Genomic DNA, 9,676 nt, shown 5'->3' on the forward strand with positions numbered 1-9,676 from the left:
TATAAAAAAATCCACTCCTTTATTTAATGGGAGTGGATTTTTTTTTGGTTCTAAATATTAATGTGCTTCCAGCCAATCTTTACCAGCTCCTAATTCGACATCTAAAGGGACGTCCAGTTTAAACGCATTTTCCATTTCGTATTTGATCATCTCTTTTATTTTTTCCAATTCTGAATTGTGGACATCGAATACAAGCTCATCATGAACCTGAAGCAGCATTTTGCTTTTATAGTGTTCTGCAATTAGTTTTTTATGAATGTTAATCATTGCAATTTTAATAATGTCAGCAGCACTTCCTTGTATTGGTGCGTTAACTGCATTTCGTTCTGCTCCGCCACGTACAATTGCGTTTTGTGAATTGATGTCCTTTAAATAACGACGGCGACCCAAAACTGTTTGTACATATCCATTTTCTCTAGCAAAATCAATTTGCTCTGAAATGTATGATTTTAATCTTGGATAGGTTTTGTAATAGGCTTCAATTAAAGCAGCACTTTCAGAACGGGATAAATCCGTTTGATTAGAAAGTCCAAATGCAGAAACTCCATATATAATTCCAAAGTTTACCGTTTTTGCATGGCTACGTTGTTCTCTGGTAACTTCTTCTAGTGGAACATCAAATACCTTTGAAGCTGTTGATTTATGAATGTCTTCGTGATTTAAAAATGCTTTTATCATGTTTTCTTCACCACTCAATGCCGCAATGATACGTAATTCTATTTGGGAGTAATCGGCAGAAACTAAAGTATAGTTCTCGTCTCTTGCTACAAATGCTTTTCTTATTTGTCGTCCTCGTTCGGTACGAATAGGGATGTTCTGTAAATTAGGATTATTCGAACTCAAACGTCCTGTTGCTGCAACAGTTTGCATATAATCAGTATGCACTCTCAGGGTTACCGGGTCTACTTGATTTGGTAAAGCGTCAACATAAGTGTTTTTTAGTTTCACTAATTGGCGCCAGTCAAGAATGTCTTTTACGATTGGATTCTCATTAGCTAAGTAACTTAAAACTTCTTCGCCAGTGGCATATTGTCCTGTTTTTGTCTTTTTTTGTTTGGCTCCGCCAATTTTCAATTTATCAAATAAAACATCGCCGAGTTGCTTTGGCGAAGCTAAATTAAAATCTTCTCCTGCAACTTCATAAATCGCTGCTTCCAGTTTTTTAATGTCAGTATCTAAGTCATTTGATAATGATTTTAAGAAATCAGTGTCTAATCTGATTCCTTCTTTTTCCATATCTGCCAAGACTTTTACCAAAGGAATTTCAATCTCATCAAAGAGTTTTTTGGTCTCGGTTTTTTCTAATTCGACAGAAAATAGTTGCTTTAATTGGAATGTAACATCTGCATCTTCTGCTGCGTATTCTTTGATTTCCTCTAAATCAACATCACGCATCGATTTTTGATTTTTTCCTTTTTTTCCAATTAAGGTCTCAATCGATTTTGGAGAATATTTTAAATAGGTTTCAGACAGTATGTCCATGTTATGACGCATATCTGGATTGATCAGATAGTGAGCAATCATGGTGTCAAACAGTTTTCCTTCTACATTGATATTATAATTAGAAAGAATTTTTAGATCATATTTTAAATTTTGACCAATTTTTTCAATTGATTCATTTTCGAAAAAAGGAATGAATTTATTAATTAAAACTTGCGCCTGCTCTTGATCTTCTGGGAAAGGGACGTAATATCCTTTTCCTTTTTCGAATGAAAATGAAATACCAACAAGTTCAGCATGCAAAGCATCTAAGCCTGTAGTTTCAGTGTCAAAACAAACGGATTCTTGCTTAAGTAAATTTTGCAAAAGCAACTTTACACCCAAGTCACCTTGAATAATCTGATATGAATGTTCTGTATTTTCTAATGTATTGTAATATTGGTGGTGCGTAGCGTCTGCAGCTTCGCTAGGAATTGCACTTGCAAAAAGATCAAATTGCTCTTCGCTTTTCGGTTGTGGACTTTTATATAATTTAGCTTCTTCGGCAGCAGTATTAGTTGTTGCAGTACCACCTTTTTTAAATATGGCATCAAACTGTTCTGCCATTCTTCGGAATTCCAACTCATTAAAAAGAGCATCTGTTTTCTCGACATCAGGAGTTGATAATTCATAATCAGTTTCGTCAAAAACGACTGGACAGTCAAGAAGTATGGTGGCTAATGTTTTCGACAAAAGTCCTTTCTCTTTGTTCGCTTCTACATTCTCCTTCATTTTTCCTTTTAACTTATCCGTATTTGCCAAAAGGTTTTCCATTGTCCCAAATTCTTTTAGGAATTTCTTTGCTGTAACTGCACCTACTCCGGGAAGTCCTGGAATGTTATCGGCAGCGTCACCCATCATACCCAGAAAATCGATAACTTGATCTGGTCTTTCAATTTCGAATTTTTCTAATACTTCAGGAACACCCCAAATTTCAATTCCATTACCCATTCGGGCAGGTTTGTACATGAAAATGTTTTCAGATACCAATTGAGCAAAATCCTTGTCTGGAGTAACCATAAAGACTTTGTAATTTTCTTTTTCGGCCTGTTTTGCAATGGTTCCTATTAAGTCATCCGCTTCGTAACCTTTTACTTCTATTATAGGTATGTGCATTGCCTTCAGTAAATCCTGAATATAAGGAATAGCAATTTTTATAGCTTCGGGAGTAGCATCGCGATGCGCTTTGTATTCTGGAAATATTTCGTTTCTTAAATTACTTCCACCATTATCAAAAGCAACTGCCAAATGATCTGGTTTTTCCCTTTTTATAACATCCATTAAGGAATTCATGAATCCCATAATCGCCGAGGTATCCATTCCTTTAGAATTGATTCTTGGGTTTTTTATAAAGGCATAATATCCTCGAAAGATTAAGGCGTAGGCATCAAGAAGAAAAAGACGTTTTTGTTGTGACATAATTGTGATTTTGAAAAGATTTCAAAAGTACAAAACTTAAAAGATAAAGAAGTGACAGATATTAATATTTATGATATTCGGCCGCAAGGGTTTTTGCTTTCTCGAAATGCTCTATTCTGTGCTTCAGTTTAACGGAAGAGGACTGTCACATTTATTGGAAATTAAGAGATGCGAACCTGACAAGGGAAATTTGGCGCGATTTTAGTTAAATTTTGATTAATATGAACTCATAGTAGTTCCTTAATTTGTTATTTTGCCTAAAAAATTATTTATAATGGTTATCCGTATACTTTTACTAAGTCTTGTCCTTCTTATAATTGAATTATATGCTTTTCAAGCATTAAAAACTTTGGTAAAATTAAAGTGGTTTTTAGTTTCTTACCAAATCATCAGTTTGCTGGTTTTGGTTTTTATCGTTTACTCTTTTATGAAATTTGACCGTTCTGTAGGTCAAACGCAACAGACAATGTTCACGATGGGACTTCTGCTAGTGGTTTATGTTCCAAAGTTAATTCTGACTTTATTGTTGCTTGGAGAAGATATTTTTAGGGTTGGTGCTGGCTCAGTTAATTATTTTTTAGAGAATGACGATGTGAGCTTCCTTAGTTCCAGACGAAAATTTGTTAGTCAAATAGGATTAGGTTTAGCTGCGATTCCTTTTATGTCGCTGATTTACGGGATAACTGTTGGGAAATACAATTACAAAGTTATAAAACAACGCATATTTTTCCCTGATTTACCTGATGCTTTTGACGGTTTTACAATCACACATATATCAGATGTACATAGCGGAAGTTTTGATAATCCAGATAAGATTAATTATGCTATTGATTTGGTAAACGAACAAAATTCAGATATGATTTTGTTTACCGGAGATATCGTGAATACAGATGCAAAAGAAATGCATCCTTGGATAGAAACTTTCAATAGAATTCAGAAACACGAGTATGGTAAATATTCTGTTTTAGGAAATCATGATTACGGAGAATATGTTACTTGGCCAACAGAAAAAGATAAAGAAGATAATTTTCAGGCTATAAAGGATCTTTACGGACAAATAGGTTTTAACTTGATGTTAAACGAGCACACTTATATTGAAAAAGGAACGGATAAAATCGCATTAATTGGCGTTGAAAACTGGGGTCATAATTTTAAAAAGGCAGGAGATATCAATAAAGCCTCTCTAGGTGTAGATAAGAAGGATTTCAAGATTTTAATGAGTCATGATCCGAGTCATTGGGATTATGAAATTAAAAATCATGAAAGTAATTTTCACTTAACGTTGTCTGGACACACGCACGGCATGCAGTTTGGGATTGAAATTCCTGGTTATTTCAAATGGAGCTTAGCGCAATATGTGTATGCACAGTGGGCTGGTTTGTATGAAAATTTAGGGAGATATGTATATGTGAATAGAGGGTTTGGATTTCATGCTTACCCAGGAAGGGTAGGAATAATGCCCGAAATTACTGTCATAGAACTAAAAAAAGGGAAGAATGTAGCATAATTCGTTAAAAACGCTACATTTGTAAATTAATGTCTATATTTTTAAATAGATTTAAAAATTAAATTTTTGGTATTATGTCAAAATTTGGAGAACTTATAAGTGCACAGGTACCTGTGTTAATTGATTTTTACACAGATTGGAACGAATCGTCTGTTTCCATGCATCCCGTTATTAGAGATGTTGCAGCCGCTCTTGGAGACAAGGCTAAAGTCATTAAAATTGACGTGGATAAAAATCAAGAATTAGCTGATGCTTTACGCATCAAGGGGCTTCCTACGCTAATGATTTATAAAGCAGGACAGATGATTTGGAGGCAATCCGGAGAGTTGGATGCAAATACTATTATCGGTATTGTGCAAGAACAATTCTAGTTTCTAAAATTGTATTTTTATCGAATTGTTTCGTAAATAAAGTTGTTTTTATCCAAGTAATCTAAAACTTTAGGTAAGGTATATTCAAGATTTTTGAATGCCTTTACACTGTCGTGAAAAACTATTATACTTCCTGGTTTTACATTTGAAACCACATTTTTCAAGCATTTCTCTGTTGAGATTGTTTGGTCAAAGTCTGCACTGAGGACATCCCACATTATAATTTTGTATCCCTGTTTTAGTAGTTCTTTTGCTTGTTTGGACTTAATTTTTCCATACGGCGGACGAAATATTTTAGACTTCTCTTTGCTATCTTTCAATATTTGATTCGAAATTGATTTCTCACAAAGCAAAACGTTACTTGAGTATTCATTCGTGCTTGTTTGCCATCCATTTAAGTGATTAAAAGTATGGTTTCCTATACGATGCCCCATGTCAATTGTTTTTTTTAAAAGGGAAGGGTGGGCTTCGATATTTTTTCCGATACAAAAGAAAGTGGCTTTGGCATTGTGTTGTAGCAGTTGTTCCAGGACCCATTCCGTAACTTGGGGTGTTGGTCCGTCATCAAAAGTTAAGTAGATTTTATTTTCAACATTGGGTAAATCCCATACATACTTTGAAAATATTTTCTTGATGATTGAATTTGTTTTTATCCAGTAAAACCCCATTTTTATTTTTATTTTAAATGTAAAAAAAAATGTGGTATAATCTTGAGATTATACCACATTTTTAAAGCTGTATATTTAGTTAAAAATTATTCTTTTTCGCGACCAAAACGCTCAAACATATTGATGTAAGTGTTGAATGTGGTTTTGCTCTTGTTGTAAAAAGTCAAGTCTCCATTTTCTTTCATTACTTCTAATAAGCTTCTGTATCGCTCAATGTCAGTTATTATGTCAATAGCAATACTACTTTGGTCAGAAGGAGGTAAGCTCGCGTAATAATTGAGGTTCTCTTTGTACTTAGTCATTAATTTGTCTAAAAGATCTTGCGCCTTGGCTTTTTCACCAACTTGATAGTATCCTTTTGCAAATGGCTCTACTAAAGAGTAATAACCAAATTTATCAAGTGGCATCTTTGTCATGGCCAGATTGATTATTGTTTTTGCCTTTTCGATTTTGCCTTCTTCGATTAATTTGTCCATCAATCGGGCAAGATTGGTTCTGTAGGTTATACTTTCTCTTCTGGTTTCTGGATCGTGATAAATTTTATCGCTATCACTATTTCCCCATTCCCATTTCATAATATTAGAATACATTTTATCAGTATCTATTTGTCCCATGTCTAATGGACTTCCGTCGTTAGGAATTTTTGTTTGAAGCGGTACTAATTTGTAAACCATACCGTCTAATTGAAGGTACTCTTTCATCCAAAGATAATCTTCATTATCAAAAGCTCCACCACTAAAGTAAATAGGTCTTTTCCAGTTGTTGTTAGCTACAATGTCAAGCATCATCAGTCTGTTTTTATACAACGCATTTCCTTTAATATCAATATCTATATAAGGAACTATTGAATCGTTATATTTCGCAGCAACTACTTTGTTCTTTATGATGCTGTTCTTGTCAACAGGAATTCTGATTTTGTTTGTTGGATAAAAATGTATTGTTTGTCCATTCTGCATACCAACAGTAGATTTTGGGTTTTTAATAAAAGTTAAAAAGTCTTTTATGTCCCATCTGCTTTCTGTTTTTGGAATGTGAACAACATAGTCCAGTTTGTCTCCTACATATTGGTCATGTGTGAAAGAAATAGGTAATGGTTCTGACTCGTAAGTTTTGGTTTTCATTTGATCAATGTACCAATCCGTCATGAAAAGGCTAGTGTTTACGATTTTTACGTCGGTCCTGATGTGCTCGATTTCTTGCGCATACCAGAGTGGGAAGGTGTCATTGTCACCAATTGTAAATAGAATTGCATTAGGGTCGCAGGAAGTCAAGTATGCTTTAGCCATAGCTAATGCAGTATATTTTCCAGAACGGTCGTGATCATCCCAGTTTTGTGATGCCATTAGAACCGGTGCAGCCAGTAAACTGGCGCAGATAACTACAGGAGCTGCAATCTTTGGTGCTAAATATTTTTTGATAGTATCATAAAGGGCATAAACTCCAAACCCTATCCAAATGGCAAACACATAGAATGATCCGACTAGTGCATAGTCTCTTTCTCGAGGTTCAAAGGGTCTTTCGTTCAAGTAAATTTTTAATGCAAATCCGGTAAAGAGAAAAAGTACTAGTAAAACGTAAAAGCTTTTTAGATCTTTCTCAGCATGATATAATAAACCTATGATACCAAGTATGAATGGTATAAAGTAATAAACATTACGGCCTTTGTTGTTTAGGACATCTGATGGTAAATTATCTTGTGAGCCTACATGTAATTCATCTATGAATTTTATTCCGCTAATCCAGTTTCCATCTTGATTATCGTATCTTCCTTGTACGTCATTTTGTCGTCCAACGAAATTCCACATCAAATACCTTATATACATATAGCCAAATTGGTATTCAAACATGAAACTGAAATTGTCAACAGTTGTCGGTTTGTCTATAATTAAATAGTCGCCGTAACTTTTTAGGAACTTCACATAGCCTTCGTTGTCAATTTGTTTTGAGGCATAGGCTTGTCTGAATTCGGATACCGTTTTTTGAATTTCGTTCTTCAACTGTGCGATGGCTCTATTGTAATCCTCTTCGGATATTTTAGTGGCATCTATTCCGTATTTTGCTAAATCGTCTTCATAAGCATATGCAGGATTTAATCTAAAATCAGGTGCATTAGTGAAGTTCATATAGTTTTCAATATGATCAGAGCTCCACATTCTTGGTAGGATAGTCTTTTGCGCATCGTCACTATTCTGAACGGAGTTTTTGAAGTTATTTGTGATGATATATTTGCCTGTCTTGTAATCCCTTTCGTAGTTAGGTGCTTTGTCAAGATACGGCTCGTCACTGTCCAGTCCTGCAAAAGTTTCGGTATATTGGGGGCCATAAAACAATGGATTTACGCCATATTGTTCTCTGTTATAATAGGCAAGAACCTCTGTTGCATCAGATGGTTTATTTTCATTAATCACTGTATTCGCGTTTGCTCTGATGGGAAGCATCATCCAGGTAGAGAACCCGATTAAGATAAATAAAACACATAAAAGGAGTGTGTTGTACTGAATCATCCCTTTGTTTTGGGTGTATTTTAATCCAAAATAAAAGAAAGCAACAAGGAGTAATGTTACAAAAATAGTTCCTGAATTAAAGGGCATCCCGAAGCTGTTTACCATAAAGATCTCACTTTTTGCAAAGAAGGCCATTGTTAAAGGAAGCAGTAATTTAAAAATGAACAATAAAATGGATATTACCACAACATTAGCGATAATGAAATTTTTTATTGTGATGGTTTTATAGTGTTTGAAAAAGTACAATAATCCAATAGAAGGAATTGTTAGGAGAGCCATAAAGTGTACTCCAAACGATAGTCCAATAACGAGTGAAATTATTAATAACCATTTATTTCCTCTAGGAGAGTCCATATCCTGTTCCCAGCGTAAACCTAGCCAAAAAAGTAAAGATATAAGTAGGGTAGCCATGGCGTATACTTCTGCTTCCACCGCGTTGAACCAAAAGCTATCTGAATAAGTATAGGCTAAAGCGCCAACGAAAGACCCTCCAAGAACTACAATAGCATTACTTTTATTGATTTGGTTTGTTGAATCTGTATCAGTATTTGAATCTGAAATTCTGGAAACCAGTTTTTTCAAAATCATAGAAGAAGACCAAAACATAAATAAAATGGTAAAAGCACTTGAGAAAACGGAGGTCATGTTTACCATTAAGGCAATATGTTCGTTATCTGAAGCAAACATGGCAAAAAAAGCGCCTATCATTTGAAATAAAGGTGCTCCGGGAGGATGACCGACTTCAAGTTTTGCTGCTGTGGCAATATATTCTCCACAATCCCAGAAACTCATTGTAGGTTCGACTGTAAGTGTGTATGTTATTAATGCAATTCCAAATGCTAACCAACCAATAATAGTATTCCATTTATTGAAGTTGAATGTCTCCTTATTCATGTATTGAAATTTAGTTATAATTTTAAGTTACAAAGAAAATGTTTTTTTATTTAAGGTTGTGAGGATTCGGTAATTTTTCTGTCAAACTAATTGAATTCGGTAATATATTGGTTTTGAGGATTTTTGCTAATGCTGTTCGAGAGCTTGAAAATTTATTTGATTTTTTTTGAATAAAAAGGCTAAAAAAGTTTGCGCAAACTAAAATTTAGTATAAATTTGCACTCGCTAAGCAATAATGCTGCAAGGCAATTAAGCTGGTCTATGGTGTAATGGTAACACAACTGTTTTTGGTGCAGTCGTTCAAGGTTCGAGTCCTTGTAGACCAACGAAAGCCTCTCAAGTAATTGAGAGGCTTTTTTTTTATGATTTTTTTTATTTGGTTGTGTCTTTCGAAAGGTTCTGGGATCAAGTTCAAAAGTTGGGGATTATCCAAAAAGGTTAGATAATCTAAATAGGAAAAAGTCAATTTTTCTAACGCCTCTAAATTGCGATCTAAAAGCTTTAATTTTTGCATTGAAAGATTCCGCTGAAGCATTTGTACTTCGATTGTCAAAATAGTTTAGTATTGAATTATAATTGACGGTTATGGTATTGAGAACGATATTAAAGTTTTTAAAACCTGATTCCTCGACTTTTCTATACCAATGCGCTAATTTTAACATAGCAACATTCTTATCATTGTTACTGTTGTAGATAGTTCGTAATTGCTGAGATAAATCATATGCTTTTTTAATATCAGGATATAATTCAAATAGTAACTTCGCTCTTTCTTCTTGGTTGTTGGTCCATTTTTGTCTGGATTTATAAAGTAAATAGCGACTTCTGGCTAATAAT

At 34.3% G+C, this 9,676-nt stretch carries 6 protein-coding genes and 1 tRNA gene; 3 read left to right on the forward strand and 4 right to left on the reverse strand.

The features are described 5' to 3' along the window. Positions 1 to 57 precede the first annotated feature (57 nt). Complete coding sequence (gene polA / locus BLV91_RS15975; protein WP_091435078.1) at positions 58 to 2,898, reverse strand: DNA polymerase I; 2,841 nt, start codon at positions 2,896 to 2,898, stop codon at positions 58 to 60. A gap of 274 nt (positions 2,899 to 3,172) precedes the next feature. Between polA and BLV91_RS15980 the strand changes: the two genes are divergently transcribed. Next, positions 3,173 to 4,405, forward strand: a complete 1,233-nt coding sequence (locus BLV91_RS15980) for a metallophosphoesterase (protein WP_091435080.1) — start codon at positions 3,173 to 3,175, stop codon at positions 4,403 to 4,405. Between the two features lie 74 nt (positions 4,406 to 4,479). Beyond that, the gene (locus tag BLV91_RS15985) at positions 4,480 to 4,776 is read left to right on the forward strand and encodes a thioredoxin family protein (RefSeq protein ID WP_091435082.1); all 297 of its coding nucleotides are present in this window, start codon (positions 4,480 to 4,482) and stop codon (positions 4,774 to 4,776) included. Between the two features lie 17 nt (positions 4,777 to 4,793). On the opposite strand, the gene BLV91_RS15990 is transcribed toward BLV91_RS15985, so the two are convergent. Next, on the reverse strand, positions 4,794 to 5,444 hold the full coding sequence (locus BLV91_RS15990) for a polysaccharide deacetylase family protein (RefSeq protein ID WP_091435083.1): 651 nt from the start codon (positions 5,442 to 5,444) through the stop codon (positions 4,794 to 4,796). Positions 5,445 to 5,530: 86 nt separating this feature from the next. Then, positions 5,531 to 8,842 (reverse strand): glycosyltransferase family 117 protein, encoded by a 3,312-nt coding sequence (locus tag BLV91_RS15995; RefSeq protein ID WP_091435085.1) that lies wholly within the window; start codon positions 8,840 to 8,842, stop codon positions 5,531 to 5,533. 255 nt (positions 8,843 to 9,097) lie between these two features. Between BLV91_RS15995 and BLV91_RS16000 the strand changes: the two genes are divergently transcribed. After that, a tRNA-Gln gene (locus BLV91_RS16000) sits at positions 9,098 to 9,168 on the forward strand. A gap of 99 nt (positions 9,169 to 9,267) precedes the next feature. On the opposite strand, the gene BLV91_RS16005 is transcribed toward BLV91_RS16000, so the two are convergent. Further along, positions 9,268 to 9,676 (reverse strand): transposase (locus BLV91_RS16005; RefSeq protein ID WP_139262360.1); only part of this gene is annotated, 409 nt, incomplete at its 5' end.

The sequence above is a fragment of the Flavobacterium degerlachei genome (assembly GCF_900106645.1).
Classification (GTDB): Bacteria; Bacteroidota; Bacteroidia; order Flavobacteriales; family Flavobacteriaceae; genus Flavobacterium; species Flavobacterium degerlachei.

Excerpts from the sequence above, each read along its gene's own strand:
- BLV91_RS15990 (WP_091435083.1), bottom strand. The coding sequence starts at position 5,444 with ATGGGGTTTTACTGGATAAAAACAAATTCAATCATCAAGAAAATATTT.
- BLV91_RS15985 (WP_091435082.1), top strand. The coding sequence starts at position 4,480 with ATGTCAAAATTTGGAGAACTTATAAGTGCACAGGTACCTGTGTTAATT.
- polA (WP_091435078.1), bottom strand. The coding sequence starts at position 2,898 with ATGTCACAACAAAAACGTCTTTTTCTTCTTGATGCCTACGCCTTAATC.
- BLV91_RS15980 (WP_091435080.1), top strand. The coding sequence starts at position 3,173 with ATGGTTATCCGTATACTTTTACTAAGTCTTGTCCTTCTTATAATTGAA.
- BLV91_RS15995 (WP_091435085.1), bottom strand. The coding sequence starts at position 8,842 with ATGAATAAGGAGACATTCAACTTCAATAAATGGAATACTATTATTGGT.